This window comes from Paenibacillus sp. FSL R7-0216, assembly GCF_037969915.1.
Taxonomy (GTDB): Bacteria; Bacillota; Bacilli; order Paenibacillales; family Paenibacillaceae; genus Fontibacillus; species Fontibacillus rhizolycopersici.
This window is the reverse complement of sequence record NZ_CP150222.1, coordinates 1092941-1110994: the sequence shown is the minus strand read 5'-3', so window position 1 is coordinate 1110994 and position 18054 is coordinate 1092941. Positions and strand designations below refer to the sequence as shown.

The following is an 18054-nucleotide window of genomic DNA, read 5'->3' as shown; positions in this document are numbered from 1 at the left end:
ACCTAGCAGCATCCTTTCTATTCCTTGCTAGCTCCCAACATGATGCCCTTCATGAAAAACCGCTGCACAAACGGGTATACCGCAATCAGCGGGAGAATCGCGATCACGATGCCGGCCATCTTTACGTTGGTCGTCACCAGATAATTGCTCGACACGCTGCTCGTATCGATGATGATCGACTTCAGCGCGACCTGCAGCGTATACTTCATGCTGTCGTTAATGAAAATGAGCGGTGCCGTAAACATGTTCCAGCGTCCGACAAACTCAAACAGCGACACGGTGGCAAGTCCAGGCGCGGCCAAACGCAAATAAATTCTAGCGAAAATCCAGAAGTCTCCTGCCCCATCGATTCGGCCGGCTTCGGCAATCTCGTAAGGGATGCCCATGAAGAAGTTCCGCATCAGCAGGATCGAAAACCCGGACACCAACCCGGACAACACCAGTACCGTCAGCGTATTAATTAAATGAAAATCCTTATTTACCACGTACAGCGGAATCAGCACCGCTTCCTGCGGAATCATCATCGTTAGCAGAATAAACGTGATCATCCCCTTCTTTCCCGGCACATGCGGATGGATTAATACATACCCTGCCAGCGAAGACAGCAGTACGTGCAGGATCGTTCCGACTACGGTAACGATCGCGCTGTTCAGGAACGGCCGCCATAGGTCAAGGCTCTCCCAAATCGTCCTGTAGCCCTCCGCGCTGAACTCCGCCGGAAACAGCACGATATCCGGCTGCATCGAGGCAAGCCCCGACGAAAACGACAAAGCTAGCACGTTGAGAAAAGGAACGACCATCACAAGCATCATCAGCAGCAGAAAAAGCAGATTTATCGCGTCAAACCATTTATTTTTCCAACCCAAACGTTCGAAGCGTTCGCTCCCCATCGTTATCCCACCTCGTCAAATCGGGTTAATTTGCGCACGACCAACGTCAGCGCCAGGGTGAACAGCAGTACTAGAAAGCTGGCGGCTGCGGCTACGCCGACCTGCATGTTCATGATCCCTTTTTCAAACGTATACACCATCAATACATCGACATCCGGAGCGGTAGATGGATTGCGCAGCACAAATACCTGATCAAAGATCCGCAACACGCCCATCGTATTCAGCAGCAAAACAACCTTCATCGTTCCCAGTAACTGGGGCAGCGTTACGTAACGAACCTGCTGCCAGCGGGATGCCCCATCCATGCGCGCCGCTTCGTAGAGAGACGGATTAATCGTCACGATCCCGGCCATGAACAAGATACAGTTATAGCCCATGTCCTTCCAGGTCGCCACGAGGATCATCACCAAGCGGGCCCAAAATGACTCAGCCAGAAAATGAATCGGCGGCATGCCTGCCCAGCGCTGCAGCAATAGATTAACCAGCCCGGTATCGGGAGACAGCAGGAAAATCCAAATTCCCCCGACGATCACCCAGGACAGTAAATGAGGAATGTAGAGCACCATTTGGGCTGTTTTTTTGAAACGGGCATGCAGCACTTCGTTTAAGGACAACGCTAGCACCAGAGGAGCGACAAAACCGAAAGCCAGGATGCCTCCCCCGATCACCAGTGTGTTCGTCAGCGACTTCCAGAAGAACGGGTCATGCCAGACCTGCGAATAATTCGCAAGCCCGGCATATGGACCGTCCCCCATGAGTCGATAATCCTGAAAGCTGACCTGCAGCCCTTTAACGAGCGGATAATAACCATAGATGAGAAAATAGATGGCTACCGGGATCATCATGAGATATAAAGCTGCATGTTTTCGAAGAGCTTTCATGGTTATCGTCACATCCTATCTTTGGCCTATTCGTCGATGAGATTAGCTGCTTTCAGTTCCTTCTGCATTTGGCTCACCGCATCAGCCGCCGTCATTTCTCCGGACATGGCCTTCAGGGCGTAATTCTGCACGATTTTCTCTGCGTCGGCCCACTCCGGCAAGGACAGCTCCAAAGTGGCGTACTGCTTGACCAGATCCTGCGCTTCTTGAACCCCCGGCAGCTTGCCGAACGGCGGCTTCACGGTTTCGTTGTACCAGAACGGTACGCCGTGGTCCATGTTATGCTCTTTGCCAGTCGCAGTCAGTGTGTACTGGTCGCCGTCCTTCGTGTAATCATCGCCTTCGATCCCCAGGCTGCCCAACGTAATTCCCGCTTCGGTGTGCCAAAACTCCAAGAACTTCTTCGCCGCATCCGGGTGCTCGGCATTCACCGGCATCATCCAGTAGTCCGGATCCCCGCGGCGCATCAGCAGGCTGCCATCCGGTCCTGTTGCACTGGCCAAAGCTTTGGCCTCAAACGTGGTGTTCGGGTCGGCTTCCTTCCGCGTGCTGTTGAACATCCCGACCCAGGCATCCCAATACGTGACCATGCCGACGCGGTCGGTCAGGAACAGGTTGCGCATCTTGCCCGTATCGTTCGTGACGAAGTTCGGGTCCATGATGCCTTCCTTAGTCAGCTTGGCAAACCATTCGTACATCGGGATTGCCGCATCCGACGCATACGGAATCGTCCGTTTTCCGTCCTTCAGCACGTAACGATATTTCAACCCGGCCGCGCTCATGAAGCCTTGAATATCATACAGGCCGGAGGTGCTAAGCCCGTATGTATCGGCTTTGCCGTTACCGTCCGGGTCCTGCTCCTTGAACGCCTTCAGCACGTTATAATAGTCGTCAAGCGTTTTGGGCTCCTGCAGGTTCAGCTTGTCCAGCCAGTCCTTGCGGACGATCGGCATCGTACCGCCTTGAAACTTGGAGAATACGGCGTAGATGTTACCGTCTTGACCTTTCAGTTGATCCCATTCCGCGGATGGAACGACGCTTGGATCTGACAATTGGCTCGAACCTTGCACGAAATCCGTTAAGTTAGTCAGCGCGCCTTGTTCGACGAAGCTGTTCAGCTTGCCGAGGTCGCTGCCTTCGATGAGGTCGTATTTCTCACCGGAACCTAGCGCTGTCAGCACCTTTTGGTCATAGTCGCTGGCCGGGCGCTCAATTGTCACGTCGATACCCGTTAACCGTTTGATTTCCTGCTCAAATTTGGCGTTCTCCTCCGGCGTTTTTCCGCCTACGTTGGCGGACAAGATGCGCAGCTTCATGTCCCCTGCCGGCGTTTCCGATGGCGCTCCGGTTGAAGCGCTGTTTTGCGTTTCGTTCGTCCCGCCATTCGCCGAGGTACCGTTATTAGGTGTATTTCCGCCGCAGGCCGACAACAGCATCGAACCAATCGCCAGCAGCGCCATGAGATGAGTCGCTTTCCTTTTCACTGGATGATTTCCTCCTTGGTTTCTCTTCTAGATTCCTATCCTATCCTAGGGTTGATGCGCAGGAGCCACGTACCACGATCTCTGCCGGAATTAGCGTTCGTTTGGCGAGACGCTTGCCGGTTTCGAGCTGCTCCAGCAAAAGCAGCATGGACTCCTGTCCCAGTTGGTCGGCATGAAGCCGAACCCCGGTGAGGGGCGGTGAAAATTCCTGCGCCAAAGGGCTGTCGTAAGCGAAGGACAACACGGACAGTTGCTCCGGTATGCTTAGGCCAAGCCGCTCCGCGGCCTGGTACACGCCTAGCGCCATCGAGTCGGTGTCGGCAAGAACCGCTGTGATGCCGGGATCCGCACGCAGTTGGGCCAACACCGTATCGCAGCCAAACGTCATCGACGAGGTGATGCCGTCTGGCTTGTGTACGATCATATCCCTCGGAGGCGTTAAGCCTGCCTGCTCAAACGCATTCAGGTAGCCTTGTCCGCGGTCAACCGCCACGGTACGGTTCGCCGGAGCATTCAGAAACAGGATGCGACGGTGCCCAAGCGACATCAGGTACTGTGTCGCTTTCGCAGCGATACCGACATTATCGTTGTCGACATAACAGACACGGGACTCGTCCTCCTCCGACGGACGACCGATGACAACGATGGGAAGGTCCCGCTGTAAGCAATCCTCAATTCGGGAATCGCCGATCACCGCATCAAGGATAATCTCGCCGTCCACCGGATCGGAGGCGATGTGTTCCACCTGATTTTTGTAGGTGGAAGACACGTTGTTGATTAACAGGCGATACCCTTGCTCATAACATACGGGCAGCACCCCGTTGAGCAGCGAATACTGAAACTGGTTCAGCTTCGCCTTCTGCTCGCCTCGCATATTCAGGCCGACGATGCGCGTCGTTTTGTTCACCAGACTACGGGCCCAGTAGTTTGGCCGGTAATTCAGCTCTTTTGCCACCCGGAGAACCTCTGCCGTCACTTCCTTGCTGATCGGGCGTTTTTTGCTGAACACACTGGATACCGTGCTCTTTGATACCCCCGCCGCCTTTGCCACATCATCAATCGTTGCCAAGGTCACTCGATCCTCTCTACAATTCGTACTAGTACGAACCTAGATTAAACCGGTTTTGTTAAAACCGTTTCGTCTTCCCGTCTGAAGTTTGTAAAATTGCAGGGCTTCGGACCGCAAAACCGGTTTAACTGAAATGGATAAATTGCGCAAAAAAAAAAAAACGGCCAATCGGCCGTTTTTCATCGATAGAATATGAATGTGTCTCGCAATCTCTAACTCTAATTATGGGTGACAACGGCGCCGGATCCGCCGTACATTTCGATGGGCTCGGCAAACTCCAGCTTCAGGACAGTGACCTGCGCATGGCAATCCTCCGGCGTCATATATATCCACGTCGTACCCGGAATGTTAAACCAAGGCACACCGCCATGGATGTCATAGTTCAGCTCCTTGCCCGTATGGAGGACGGTGATTTTGCGGATTGGATTGCATAATCCCTTTAAGCAGACGCTTTCCTTCGGATCATCGTAAACGAATAGATACAACGTCCTCCGGTCTTTGCTGAGCGTGCTTCCGCCTAACCAATACCGGGTCATGATCCCCTCGGCGGTTCCATACACCGCTTCTTCGTGCGTTCGAATCCAATCGCCCAATCCAAGCAGGATATCGACTTGTCTCGAATCGATCGTCCCGTCCTCGCGGGGACCGATATTGAGCAGCATGTTGCCGCCCATGGAAATACAGTCGCAGAACATCCGGATCATTTGGTTTAACGATTTATAGTTGTGGTCCTTCGGTTGATAACCCTAAGACGTATTGATCGTCGTGCAGAACTCCCAAGGTCCTTCGGGTCTTGTGATCGGCAGCCCTTGCTCCGGCGTTTTGTAGTCTCCATGGCCGGCTAGGCGCGAATTGAAGATGAGATCCGGGTTAAAGGAGCGAAGATAAGTTTTAAACTCCGGCAATCCCCACTGCTCCGCGCTGCGTTCCCAGTCTCCGTCGAACCAGAGTAAATCAACTGCGCCGTACCTCGTTAAAATCTCCTTCAGCTGATTCCGATTGAACTCTAGGAAGCTCTGCCATCTCTCCTCGTCCTGGATGCCGTCCAGCGGCTCCGAGAAACGGTTAACCTGGTTCAAATCCTCAGGCACGACTCCGCTTGGATACACGCTAGGGTAGTCCGGATGCGACCAGTCGATCAGCGAATAGTACATGCCAAGCCGAATTCCCCGTTTCTTGATCGCTTCGGCATACTCCTTAACGATGTCGCGTTCGGCCGGCGTTCGCTTCACCACGCTCAAGCCGCTGTATTGAGTATCAAACAGCGCTACGCCATCATGATGTTTCGTCGTTAACACCGCGTATTTGGCCCCGGACCGCTCGATCAATTCGGCCCACTGGTCCGCATCGAACCGGGACGCCGTAAAACCGTCCAGCTGCTTCATGTATTCCTCATACGAGATCACGCCATTATGGAAAGACCAGGATTCCGAAACGCCATCGACCGCGTAGATTCCGTAATGAATAAAAATTCCCAGCTTGGCATCTTCAAACCATGGCCGCATCGTCATGCCCCCTAATGTTATTTTTCTCTCTAACGATAGGCTTTGGGGGTTTGAACGGTAAATATGTTGTTTTTACGATAGGTATGTCGTTTTTGGAAAGTGCTTACTGGTTTACCTTTGCAAAGAATGCCTTGAGCTCGCTTTTAACCTCCGCATCCATATGATGCCAGCGTATGCCCCGAATGGCTCCTTCCAACGCATAAAGCATGTTCAGGCATGCCGTAGGATCTTGAAGCTTAATTCTTACAAAGGCTTCTTTGCTGCCCATCGCATAAAGCTGATCCGGCGTGTTCAGTCCGGCTTGCCGCAAATTACGCGTAATTACCGTACTGATATTAGGGAGGTCCTGAAGTTGAAGTTGCCGTTTTAAAGTACCCATTCCCATCCCTACCCTTCCCGTAGTTGCTCCTGCCAAGCCGGCAGCCGCGCCATCAGGCTTCGAGCGGTGGACCTGGCCGCCTGAGCGTCCAGCCCTTGAGTACGAACCATAAAGTCGGTCATAGATTTCAACTTCTCCTCCAACGACTGCATCGTACCATCTGGTCTCGCGCAGTGTACGCAGTAATCCTTATTCGTGTCGCTTAAGGCGAACTCGGACGGCTCTTGCATGGGCATGCCGCAGGCAATACAACTTTTCATCTTAAACACTCCTTTTTAGTTTGACTAGGTACCCTTATCCCCGAGGCGCAAGCAAACTTAGATAATGCTCCAGCAGTTCCTCCCCGTAACGTTCCAATACAGAGCCCTCCGGTGCAAATAGATCGTCGTTCGCCAAATAGTAATGGAGCAAACCGATCCAGGTATTGAACAGCAAATGAAGCGGCATGGTCCGGATCAAACCAGCCCGTATCTCCCGTTCGGCAGCGGCGCAGAGATGATGGGATACAACTGACTGGATTGCAGTCAAGATATGCCGCGATTCGTCCGGCAGCATCCGGCTTTCCCTGACCAGCCGGGCATAAAAAGCCTCTCCTTCCCGCAGCCCCGCCAAATGAGCCTGCAGCACCTCGCGCAGGCTGCTTCCCTGGGAAGCCAGCTCATGCAACCGGGCGGTCGTCTGTGCGCTAAACGCCTCGATCACTGCATTCAAGAGCGCCTCCTGCGTGGCGAAATGGGCAAATATCGTGCCGTGCGACACTCCCGCCTCCCGAGCTACATCCGCGGTACGAGTGGCTATCAATCCTTCCCGGGCATACAGCGACAACGCCGTATCGATTAACCGCTGACGGGTCTGTTCCTTTTGCTGCTGGCGCTGCGATTTAACCTTCTCCCCGCTCCCCTTGAATTCCAAGGCAATCCCCCTCTCCATTCCGTCCGTTGTTGAAGGCCCGTATACTCTGTTCATGAAGTATTTCTCCGTTCACAAATTATTGAGTTGAAACTCATTGAGTTTAAACTCAATATAAATCTATTGAGTTGAATTGTCAACTTTTGGTTTTACTTCTCCAAAACGCAAAAAGAGTGTTCCCATAAGGAACACCCCCACCTGTCTTCTGCAGGTTAAATATCGAACACGCTGCGAACGGTGAGTCGCTCTCGCAGCTCGGCTAGCTCCGCCGGGCGACTCATTGCCGATTTGAGGACGGTAACCGTCTTCTGTGCCCCGGCCGACAAATCGAAATAGTTATCGCTGAAAATCGCGTCCAGCTCCGTAACATCCAGCTCTACGAACCGAGCATACGCTTCTGAGGTTAGCGTTATCGTAAAGCGATCTTCTGCCTCCGTGATCACGGCTTGGATGCCCGGGTCAACGAACCCGAAGTGCTTTGGTTTCACGAACAGGACCGTGCTGCCGCTTACGATCTCGCCGTCTTCGACCCAAGCATATTCGAGGTAGGTCTCCCGCAGCTTCGCTTTGGTGTCCAGCTCTCCGGTAAAATCAAGCTGTTCCAGCTCCTTGCTGGTAAACGATGGAATTTCCGCCATCCGCTCTCCTTGCCGGAGCACTTCGGAACGCGCATTCCGCAGCGTCCAGACCAGATGGCCTTTCGCGGTCCGCTTGCTTTCGTTGGATACGTGCAACGCAACCCGCGTTCCTTCCTCGCAGGCGGATGCCAACACGGGGGCGAAGAAGCGCTTGGCCTCGTACTGCAACGCCTTCCATCGCCCGTAGTAGTCGATGCTCGACCAGGAGGCCACCGGCCAGATATCGTTGAGCTGCCAGTACAGCGCTCCCATACAGCGGCCCCGGTAACGCCGCCAATGCTCGACCCCGCAGCGCATCCCTTCAGCTTGGATCAGCTGGGAGGCATACAGCAGGGACGAGAAATCCTTCGGATAACGGTACGTCTCCCCGATGTAGTAGAGGATTTTTTCGTTCCCTGTCCCGTTTTTTTGGTGGGATTCCATCACATACGAGAAGATGTTCCGGTCTTCAGGCAGCGTAAACGTCTCCACCGTCTTAAGCGACGGGAATGACTGCAGGCCGAACTCCGACATGTAACGCGGGTATAGCGTGCGGTAGGCGGTGAAAGGCTTTTTGCCGTGCCACACATCCCAATAATGCATGTCTCCGTAATTCTCGTCATTTGGCTTATCGAAGCTCCCCTTCGAGGACGGCGAAGCCCGCCAGTAGAACGTGTTCGGATCAATTTCCTTCGCGATCTCCGGCAGTAACACCTCATACATCTTGATGTAGTCCGCTTGCAGCTGCAGCGAGGTTTGCTCCGCCCAATTCCACTCGTCCCAAGCCAGCTCCTGTTCGTTATTCCCGCACCACAGCCCCAGCGAGGCGTGATGGCGCAGCCGCTTCATGTTGTCGATCGTCTCCTGCGTAATGTTCTCCTTGAATTCTTCGGTCAGCTCATAAACGCCGCACGCATACATGTGGTCCTGCCAAACGACAATCCCAAATTCATCGCATAGGTCGTAAAAATAATCCTCCGGATAATGCCCTCCGCCCCAAACGCGAATCGTATTAAAGTTGGCTTCGGCACAGCTGCGAATCAGCTGCTCCGTGCGCTCTCGGCTACGGCGCGGGAAGATGTTGTCCTCCGGAATATAATCCGCCCCCATGGAAAAGAACGGGATCCCGTTCACGACAAACTGGAACGATTCGCCCCATTCGTCTTCTTCCTGCAGCACCGTCAGGGTGCGCAGTCCAATGCGCAGCTCGCGCCGGTCCAGTTCTCGACCCTGCTCACTCACTACGACCTCGACCTCATATAGTGGTTGCTCGCCGAGCCCATTTGGCCACCACAATTCCGGATTTGGAATCTCCACCGGGATGTGTTGCTCCTGGAGAGTACCGTCCGGCCCCACCGTTAACGGCTCGTTTCGTTCCAGGACGCCGGTTTCAACCACGTTACCCGATGGGCTGGTCACACGTACCCTGATGCCCCGATTCCCTTCCGCCCAGCTGTCCGTCCGTACGCGCACGTCCAAACTGACCTTACCGGGTTCATGGGTTTGCGTGACGTACACGTCCTCGATCCGGGCGCGATCGTAACCCCGGACGGTCATCTTCCTCCAAATCCCGAGGTCGGGCAGCTGCGGTCCCCAATCCCAGCCGAACATCGAGTGCGCCTTGCGTAGATGCGATATGCCCGGTACAGCATCGGCGCAACCGATCAGCGGACGTTCCGCCTGTTTGCGCAGCACATATTCGACCGGCGATCGCAAGATCACGTAAATGTGATTTTCCCCAAGGGTCAGCAGCGACTTCATGTCTACCTCGTACGTGCGATGCATGTTGTCGGCGTTTAGAATCGCTGTCCCGTTCAGGTACACCTCGGCCAGCGTGTCCAGCCCTTCGCAAAGCAGCACTACCCGGTCATGGTCCAGCGCAGACTCGTCCACAAGGAACGTCCGTTCATATTCGTAATCATATTTGGATAACTCAAGCACTTCGTACTCCTGATCACGGTAATACGGATCCGGCATTTGCCCGGCATTCAATAAATCGTAATAAACCGAACCCGGCACCGTCCCTGGGCTCCATTCGGTCTGGTCCAGCCGTTTCATCCGCCAAGCTCCGCCCAAATCGACAAGCAGCATCGTTTTGCCTCCTCATGTACTTTTTTATCCTGACTATGGTTTGATTGTACTAAAGAGGATGGCTAGTTTCTTGTATTGTGTTCACCCAAGTCATGTGCTATTTTAACATCAACTTATCATGGCGAGGTGTCATCCATGTTGAAATATACCGAGGAAAACTACATCGATCCGGAGGTGCCGGTCAACCCCTTTTGGGTGGAAAGCTTGTCCCAAGTATCGCCGGAGCATACTCATGATTTTTTCGAATTTTTCGTGATCGAGGACGGGAGTTGCCGCCATGTCGTTAATGGAGAGACCCAATGGCTGCGAGCAGGCTGCCTCGTATTTATAAGACCGGAAGATGTACATAAATATGAGCGGAACGGGGAGGAGGATTGCCGGTTTTACAATGTCCCCTGCCGCCATCGTTTGGTCAGCGAAGCGCTGGCCTATTTAGGGGAAGCGGAGATGACCGAACAGCTGCTGCAGTCGCCCACCCCCCGGGTCGCCATGCTGTCGCAAACGGAGGTCGGCGAATTCGTCGCCTTGTTCGAACGCATCAAGCTGTTGTCCAGCATCGATAAGCAGAAAGCTCGCATCGCTCTCAAAAGCGGGCTTATCGACCTTCTGACCCGCTACTTCTTCAACCCGGACCCGGTAAAGCAGGCGGAATTCCCACTGTGGCTGGAGTACGCCCTCGGCAAAATGCAGCTAAAAGACAACCTCCACCGCGGGTTACCCGCCCTGTATGAATTGTCGGGAAGGAGCGTTGGCCACGTGAACCGCGCCTTCCGGCAGTATTTGCAGCAGACCCCAACGGAATATCTCAATCAGCTCAAGCTGAATATCGCTCGCAATCTGTTGCTAACCACAGAGCTGCGCGTTGTGGAAATCGCTCTGGAGTGCGGGTTCGAGAATGTCAGCCATTTTTATCATCAGTTCAAAAAATGGTACCGCCAAGCTCCGCTGGACCTGCGCCGGAGTCGCCAAGCCGCCCCTAGGCCGACAGCCGGTCCCGGGGCAACGCGACAGCCGGAATAATTCCGGCTTTGCGCCGCTACTTTTTGTCCACCTGCACCAATGTGACTTGTTTGACGGAGAACGTCCCTGCCAGCTTGTCCTCGGGGATCACGTTCAGCTTCAAGAGTCCGGCTACCTTTTGCGCGTCCGCTTTGGAAATCAACCGCCATACTTCGGGATCCGGTAGCGCTTCGTAGAGTTTATGATCATCGTACTCCTTTCGTTCCTGATGGATCGTTCTGACCCGATAGCCGTCCACGTCCAGTTCCGAGATACCTTGCTCCCGAAAATGATCCAAAATATCCCCGCGCAAAGCGGCGAGCTCCTGCTCCGTTTCTTTCTGCAGCTGCTTCAGTTCATAATAGCGATGCACTTTCTGATCCATTTAACCACGCTCCTTCAGTGAGTTCGAAACCTACCTGATGTATATGAAAACCGCCGTCGGCATCATGCGCGCCAACGGCGGTTCGAAAGAAACTTATTTCGTAAAGTCCTTGAAGATCCGGTAAACGACGACGGCTGCTTCAGCTCGGGTCGTCGGCAATTCGGCTTCGAAGCGGTTCCCCGCTTTGCCTTTCATGATGCCAAGGCCCGTGACTTTGGCTACCGCCTCGGCGGACCAGGCCGGAATGTGGGCTTGATCGGCAAAGCCGGCAAGCTCCCCGGCTGCCCCCACAGATTGGCCCAATGCCTCCAGCGCCTTGGACAAGACCACTGCCATTTCGCCGCGGGTAATCGGGCGGTCCGGCGCGAAGATACCGCTGGCGTAACCGCTGATCAGACCTCGGGAAGTCGCAATTTTCACGGCCTCCTCGTACCAGCTTCCGGCAGGAACGTCACTGAAGGAAACCGCGCTAGCCGCATTGGGATCAGCCTTCAGCTCCAACGCCCGTACCAGCATGGATACGAATTCAGCGCGGGTCACTTGCGTTTCGGGATGGAAGCTGCCGTCCAGCGAACCGGCGAGAATGTCTTTCGAGGCCAGGATTTCGATGGCATCCACTGCCCATGCGTACTTCTCGGAAGTCACATCGATAAAGCTAACGTTTTTGGCCAGATAGATGTACCGGCTAAAGCCATACAGGCTGGCGACCACCTTACCGTCTTTCAATCGCCCAAAGAACGGGGTCAATTCTCCTTTGTCCCCCAGCTTGAACAAGCTGATCTTTTCCCCTTTAATCGCCCCGGGGTTCAATGCCGTAAGCGGAATCGCCGCTTCGGCCGGCTTGTTGAGCGTGACAGGTTCCAACGGTTTCCCGTCCTTCGTTAAAACATGAATGTCATAGTAGATGCCAAACGATTGAATGCCCTCCGCTAGCTTCAAGCCTTCCAGCAGCTTCTTCGTCTCCTCATCAGTCGCCGGCGTGACTTGGACGTAAGCGGCCTCCGGTGAAGTAATTGCGCCTGCGGGAATCGTCAGCGTAAACCCGTTCGGCAGCTTCACGACCGTAGGCTCGCCTGCCTTGATGGCCACGGCATCCTTAGGGATAACCGGTGAAGCTGGTGGAGCTGGCGTCGTTGTTGGCGTAGAAGTGGAACCGCCGCTGCTCGATCCTCCACCACCGCTGCCACCGCCATTACCTCCTCCGCCTCCGTTATTAGGCGGGTCTGCCGCAGTGACCGTGACGATCACGTGTTCCGCCAAACCTTGGTAGGTCACCTCGATGGAGGTTGAGCCGGCTTTCACAGCCGTGACTAAACCTGTACTTGAAACGGTAGCAATCTGCGGATTTTTCGATTCGTAAACCGCATCCGTCACGGTGGATTCTGTGCCTTCCACATCCTTATACGTAACCGTTAACTGACCACTGGTTCCGGCTTTCAAGGACAGGGAAGCTGGCATGACGGTCAACGACGGTTCTCCTGGTTCTTCATTGCTGGTGACGGTCACGGAGACGAATTTGGTGAGGCCTTCATGTTCAACCTCGATCGTCGTCGTTCCGGCCACCAGGCCCGTCACGTTCCCCGCATTCACTTCTGCGATCGTCGGTTCCGCTACACGATAAGCGGCGGCAGCCGTTACATCGCTTTCTGTTCCGTCTACCGCTTTATAGGTAACGGCGAGCGCTTGGCTCTCGCCTACTTGAAGTGTCAGCGTTCCTGGGCTCACTAGAAGTTCCGCCTGCTCTTCCCCACCTTCAGGGATGACGGTCACGGTTACGGTTCTTGAGAAACCTCCGTACACAACCTCAATCGTTGTCGTACCTTCCGCTACCCCGGTCACGTTGCCGTTGGTAACTGTTGCGATCAAAGGATCCGCTACGCGATATTCCGCTGTTTCCGTTACATCGCTTTCCGTTCCGTCTATCGCTTTATAGGTGACCGCGAGCGCTTGGCTCTCACCCGCTTGTAGCGTCAGACTTTCCGGGTTCACCCGAAGATCCGCCTGCTCTTCGCCACCTTCAGGGGTGACCGTGACGGCAACGGTTTTCGTCAGGCCTTCGTGCTCGACCTCAATCGTCGTCGTGCCTGCGGCAAGGCCCGTCACGTTCCCAGCATTCACTTCCGCTACAGTCGGATCCGCTACGCGATATCCCGCTGTTTGCGTAACATCGCTTTCTGTTCCGTCTACCGTCTTATAGGTGACGGCGAGCGCTTGGCTCTCGCCGGCTTGAAGTGTCAGCGTTTCCGGGCTCACTCGAAGCTCTGGCTGCTCTTCGCCGCCTTCGGCGGTCACCGTGACAGTAACGGCTTTCGTCAGGCCTTCATGCTCGACCTCAATTGTCGTCGTGCCTGCCGTAAGGCCCGTCACGATTCCAGCATTCACTTCCGCAATCGCCGGCTCAGTTACATGATAAACCGCTGCTGCCGTTACATCGCTTTCCGTTCCGTCCGCCGCTTTATACGTTACGGCCAGCGCCTGGCTCTCGCCCGCTTGAAGCGTCAGATTCTCAGGATTTATGAGCAATGCCGGTTCCACAGCGTGGTTATATCTAACGACATGAGCCGGATCCCAATACCCATTCCCGGCCAAGTCATAGACGTAAACCTCGTAATAATTGTCTCCTGGTAAAACCGGAACATCGATTTTGAAGTTCCCTTGATTATCGATAGTTCCTATGCTCGTTTCGATATCGCCGTCGGCATTTTCAAACATTGCCTCAACGCCAATCACAACGTCCATATCCAGTCCGCCGGCGGTGACCAGATAATTGATCAGCATATCCTCCGTAACCTCGCCGTAAATGACCCCGGTCTGACCAGAGCTCTTCACTTTCAATGCCGGCTCGTTAAGCTTGGATACCGGTGCTGAGGTGTCGACGTAGAAGACGTATCTTGAGTCTTCCGAAGGAACCGACTCAAATTTGGACAGTCCGGTATAAGGGACCAATAAGTATTCGCTATCGGGAAGCGCGATTTCCTCATCGAATTCTCCGTAGATAATTCCGTCCCATCCGCGCAACGTATAGCTTCCCGGATCAATGCCCGTATCTTCTTCAGCTACCACGCCCAGCCAATTCCCGTTCATATCATGCACTTCCAACGAGAAATACTCGGCATATTCGTTCACCGTAAACGAGATATCCGTGGTATCAAACAGCTCATCGTCGTTCGGCGAAATTGGGTTGTTCGACAGTTCTACGTCCGTCACAACATCCTGCTGCGGTGTATCGCCGACATAAACCGCTACCGGCAGTTTGATCTCATGTCCGGTCGTCGTTTCCGTCAAGATGACTTCGCCTTCGTATCGCTGGTTTGCCGCTTCTTCCGGCACCGCAACCTCGACGTCGAAGCCGGTTTCCCCGCCCGCGCTTACCGCTGCTTTAGAAGCAGACAGTGTCAGGTCTATCGGTGAATTCCCATACCACTGCGAGCTAATTGCGTAATTCGAGGACTCGCCGGCAATATCTTTGACGATCACATGTTGTTCGGCAGAGAAGCCGTTACCGACGTACCCAAACGACAAGCTGCCCGTATAAAAAGTTTCCGGGGCCTCTCCATCAACGTAAGGCGTCGAATCCTCCACCATCGCTACCGCTTTGGCCTCGAGCACCTGATCCAGCGCGATCCGTCCGGCTCCCTGATCCATATGCGTATAGCGGTCACCGTTTCGATCGTTTAACTTCACAGTATTATTCATGAATAACGACTTGATTTCATAAGGCGTCAAGTTTGGATATTTCTGCTCTACAAGTGCCGCCGCGCCCGTAACATGCGGTGCGGCCATGCTGGTGCCGTTTTGGGCGGCATACCAATCCTCATATTCCGGTACGCTGGAGCGGATGCTCATCCCCGGCGCGGAAATATCTGGTTTGATGTCATATCCCGGTTTGGCCGGTCCACGCGAGCTGAATCCTGCCATAATATCTTCTTCTATCGTCGAACTGAACTCGGCGGACAACTCCTGCGCTTGCAGAGCGGTCCGAATTCGTTCTCCATAAGCCCCGGAAAGGGCGTACACCGGGATGTTAATCTCCACGTTCCCCAACGTCCCGCTTTCCAATGCTTCTGGCGCATTGTTAAACACAATTGCAGCCACGGCGCCTGAAGCTTGGGCGTTCAGGGCTTTATCCGCAAAGGAGATTTCGCCGCGTTTGATGAAGGCAATTTTACCGGTTAAATCCTTACCCGTATAATCTCCCGGCTTGCCTAACCCGACATCGACCAGCGGGTAAGAATCCGTCAAATTCTCGATTCCCGCGGACTTATCGAACGTCTCCATAAAGAAGCCTTCCTCGCCCATCGCCGCAATCTGCATGATCGGCGTGACGAGCGGCGGCTTGGAGGCGCCGACGGTAATTGCTAACTCCGAAGTGCCCGGATCACTAACGGTAGCAGACCCAGGTCCGGAGTTGCCACTGGAGACGACGGCCACAACGCCCGCTTTCATCGCATTGTTGACCGCAATCGAATCGGCGGAGCGCTGGTTATTGGTCTCCGAACCCAGCGACAAGTTAATGACGTCCATGCCGTCCTCCACGGCCCGCTCGATTCCGGCGATCACGTCCTCCGTCGAACCGCTGCCGTAAGGCCCCAACACCTTATAAGCGTAAACCTCCGCTTCCGGCGCAACCCCTTTAACGCCAGCCAGATCGTCCTTACCGATGCCGCGTCCGGCTACGATGCCCGACACATGGCTGCCGTGCGAGGTATAGTAAGGTCTACCGTCTGAGTTGAATTCGGGTTGTCCCGAACTCAAGAAATCATCGTAAGTCGTTTCATAGGGATCATTATCCTCGTTGACGAAGTCATATCCCCAATATCCGTCAGGAATGGCTTCCGCCAAATCCGGATGGTCCTTGGCTGCGCCGGTATCGATCACGCCGACCTTAATGCCTTGGCCTTCGGTCCCTTCCTCCCAGAACGACCCGCTGCCGATGAATGACACGCTGTCCAACGGTGCGGCCGGAACCTCTTCTGCCTCGGTTGCATAAACCGTCTCATTCGGGTATATCGCCTTGACGCCCGGAAGCTTCAGCAGGCTTTCCACCTCGTTAGCGGGAATCGTCAACGAATAGCCATTGAAAATATGTTCGTATTCGCGGTGAATGTTCGCCTTCAGCTTACTAACCGCTTGCGTCTTGAACGTTTGCTGTTGCAAATCGATCGCTTTTCTGTGGGAGCTCAGCGACTGGCTCGAACGCGCTTTGCTCTGCGAAACTTCAAACACCTTCAAAGGTGCTTCCTGCAGCTCGACGATCACCGTCGTTGGTTCGCTGCCATCCGTAAGCGGCACGAAGTTTTGGGGCTGAACCGCAGACACCTCGGCATCCCGGCGCTCCAGAGTTAATCCGTTGTCCACAGCGGAGGACTGCCCGGAAACTTGCCGTTTCTCTCTACCGCTGAGCTGAACCTTCGCGGCCTGATCCCGCAGCACTTCCTGGGTCACGACATCTTGATTCAGCCGGGGAATGCCTTCCCTCCTTCCGTCGGCTCCCGCCAAAGCGCCGCCTTCCGCTCCCGCCATCGGCAGCAGCAGCGTAAACGCCAGGATGAAGCTTAAGATTCCTGCGACGACTCTCTTGCTCAAACTCTCATCTCCCTCACCATTCATAGTTTTCAAGGAGCCTATACAAGCTGATACCTTTATATCTATTGGTGAGGTTTCAATATATTCCCATTCTCATGGTAAGAAAGCATAATAAGGATAAAAAAATACGCCCACCCATTTAAGGTAAGCGCATCCATATCAAGTAGATTCGGTCAATCTGCCAGTGCGGCAAACAGCTGCTTCTTCAGTTCCCGATTTTTCTCCACGAAGAGATCATTATGCGAAGAGACCATCCCGTAAGCCTCTGCCTCGGGGGTGATATACTGTTTGGCCCGGTTTACGGCATTGGCTGCATCCTGGAAAGCCCCGGCGATCAAATGCAGCTTGCCCTCATAAGCCAAGATATCCCCGGCTGCAAAAATCCCCTCCACCGAAGTTTCGCTCAGAGGAGTTCCGGCGACCCCGTATTCGTTAGCCATGTTCATCTGAATTTCGCTATTGTCCAGCAACGCTTTATCCCGTTCATATCCATGACTCACGACGACCTCATCGATTTCCAGTTCGACGATGGAGCCATCCTCATGATTTTGAATCCAGACGCTGTGGATCGTCTCCCCGCCCTTAGCCCCGGTCAATTTCACAATCGACGTGTTCAGCAGGCAAGCCACATTATTCCTCAACAGCTTCGATATCTCTGCCTCGTGGCCTTTCAGCGCTTCCTTACGATAAGTCAAATACACTTTCTTCGCAATCGGAGCCAGCTCGTTCGCCCAATCGATTGCCGTGTTCCCTCCGCCTGAAATCAGCACGGTTTTCCCTTTGAACCGGCCCAGCGATTTCACCGTATAATGGAGGTTCGTCACTTCAAACCGTTCGGCCCCTTCGATTTCGAGCTTCGTGGGTTTCAGGATCCCGCCTCCAATGGCAAGGATGATCGTCTTGGAATAATGTACGGTGCCCGATGCGGTGTGCAGTGAGAACGTACGATCTGCGTTTTGAGAAATCGACGTCACCTTCTCCCCAAGCACGACTTCCGGCTGGAACGTCAATCCCTGCTGGATCAACTGTTGAATCAGCTGTTCCCCGGTAACCGGCGTCAGGCCGCCGATGTCCCAGATCATTTTCTCCGGATATACATTCACCTTGCCGCCGAGAAAAGGCTGATATTCGATCAGCTTCGTTCTCATCTCGCGCAAGCCGCTGTAGAAGGCGGAATATAAACCTGCAGGTCCTCCTCCGATAATCGTGACATCAAACACGGTTTGTTCCATCGTCGCAACCTCTCCTTTTGCTCACAT

At 54.1% G+C, this 18054-nt stretch carries 12 protein-coding genes and 1 pseudogene; 1 reads left to right on the top strand and 12 read right to left on the bottom strand.

Annotated elements, in window-relative coordinates; all coding sequences use genetic code 11:
• Positions 1-17: 17 nt before the first annotated feature.
• The 9 genes and pseudogenes from MKZ15_RS04725 to MKZ15_RS04685 form a co-directional block, all read right to left on the bottom strand.
• A complete protein-coding gene (locus MKZ15_RS04725; RefSeq protein ID WP_155608314.1) occupies positions 18-890 on the bottom strand; it encodes a carbohydrate ABC transporter permease in 873 nt (290 codons plus the stop codon).
• Between the two features lie 2 nt (positions 891-892).
• Entirely contained in the window at positions 893-1771 is an 879-nt protein-coding gene (locus tag MKZ15_RS04720; protein WP_193415667.1) for an ABC transporter permease subunit, read from the bottom strand.
• 26 nt (positions 1772-1797) lie between these two features.
• The gene (locus tag MKZ15_RS04715) at positions 1798-3255 is read right to left on the bottom strand and encodes an extracellular solute-binding protein (protein WP_339820210.1); all 1458 of its coding nucleotides are present in this window, start codon (positions 3253-3255) and stop codon (positions 1798-1800) included.
• Between the two features lie 40 nt (positions 3256-3295).
• Positions 3296-4324: a LacI family DNA-binding transcriptional regulator gene (locus MKZ15_RS04710; protein WP_193415668.1), complete on the bottom strand. Its 1029-nt coding sequence runs from the start codon at positions 4322-4324 to the stop codon at positions 3296-3298.
• A 218-nt stretch (positions 4325-4542) separates the two neighbouring features.
• A pseudogene (locus tag MKZ15_RS04705) lies at positions 4543-5829 on the bottom strand (alpha-L-fucosidase).
• A 103-nt stretch (positions 5830-5932) separates the two neighbouring features.
• The gene (locus tag MKZ15_RS04700) at positions 5933-6214 is read right to left on the bottom strand and encodes a TfoX/Sxy family protein (RefSeq protein ID WP_339820208.1); all 282 of its coding nucleotides are present in this window, start codon (positions 6212-6214) and stop codon (positions 5933-5935) included.
• Between the two features lie 2 nt (positions 6215-6216).
• Complete coding sequence (locus tag MKZ15_RS04695; RefSeq protein WP_213623886.1) at positions 6217-6468, bottom strand: zinc ribbon domain-containing protein; 252 nt, start codon at positions 6466-6468, stop codon at positions 6217-6219.
• A gap of 34 nt (positions 6469-6502) precedes the next feature.
• The gene (locus MKZ15_RS04690; protein WP_339820204.1) at positions 6503-7174 is read right to left on the bottom strand and encodes a TetR/AcrR family transcriptional regulator; all 672 of its coding nucleotides are present in this window, start codon (positions 7172-7174) and stop codon (positions 6503-6505) included.
• 155 nt (positions 7175-7329) lie between these two features.
• Entirely contained in the window at positions 7330-9825 is a 2496-nt protein-coding gene (locus tag MKZ15_RS04685; protein ID WP_339820202.1) for a glycoside hydrolase family 2 protein, read from the bottom strand.
• A 135-nt stretch (positions 9826-9960) separates the two neighbouring features.
• Here MKZ15_RS04685 and MKZ15_RS04680 point away from each other — a divergent pair, with 135 nt between their 5' ends.
• Complete coding sequence (locus MKZ15_RS04680) at positions 9961-10845, top strand: helix-turn-helix domain-containing protein (protein ID WP_213623883.1); 885 nt, start codon at positions 9961-9963, stop codon at positions 10843-10845.
• Between the two features lie 16 nt (positions 10846-10861).
• Here MKZ15_RS04680 and MKZ15_RS04675 read toward each other — a convergent pair whose 3' ends face one another.
• The 3 genes from MKZ15_RS04675 to MKZ15_RS04665 all read right to left on the bottom strand — a co-directional run bounded on the left by MKZ15_RS04675 (position 10862) and on the right by MKZ15_RS04665 (position 18027).
• Positions 10862-11209, bottom strand: coding sequence for a hypothetical protein (locus MKZ15_RS04675; protein WP_155608322.1), 348 nt, complete (start codon positions 11207-11209; stop codon positions 10862-10864).
• Positions 11210-11302: 93 nt separating this feature from the next.
• Complete coding sequence (locus MKZ15_RS04670; protein WP_339820198.1) at positions 11303-16795, bottom strand: S8 family serine peptidase; 5493 nt, start codon at positions 16793-16795, stop codon at positions 11303-11305.
• A 173-nt stretch (positions 16796-16968) separates the two neighbouring features.
• A complete protein-coding gene (locus tag MKZ15_RS04665) occupies positions 16969-18027 on the bottom strand; it encodes an NAD(P)/FAD-dependent oxidoreductase (RefSeq protein WP_193415674.1) in 1059 nt (352 codons plus the stop codon).
• Between the last annotated feature and the right edge of the window lie 27 nt (positions 18028-18054).